Annotated in this window: 1 protein-coding gene; it reads left to right on the top strand. The window is 67.2% G+C overall.

The features are described 5' to 3' along the window. Positions 1–262: LLM class flavin-dependent oxidoreductase (locus PA598K_RS35395; protein WP_128661323.1), on the top strand; the 262-nt coding region annotated here is incomplete at both ends.

Raw genomic sequence — 262 nt, 5'->3', positions numbered from 1 at the left:
CGCAAGCGCTGGCCAATACGATACGGCTGGCCCAGCTCGCGGAGTCGCTCGGCTACGAGCGGTTCTGGGTGTCGGAGCATCACGACTCGCCGGGCATGGCGGGCTCGTCGCCGGAGGTGCTGATCTCGCATCTGCTGGCGCAAACCGAGCGCATCCGCATCGGCTCGGGCGGCGTCATGCTGCAGCATTACAGCCCTTACAAGGTAGCGGAGAACTTCAACCTGCTGGCGACGCTCGCGCCGGGCCGCGTCGAGCTCGGGAT

The organism is Paenibacillus sp. 598K (genome assembly GCF_003851045.1).
Taxonomy (GTDB): Bacteria; Bacillota; Bacilli; order Paenibacillales; family Paenibacillaceae; genus Paenibacillus_D.
The sequence above is the reverse complement of the archived record's forward strand: the minus strand, read 5'-3'. Positions and strand labels throughout refer to the sequence as shown.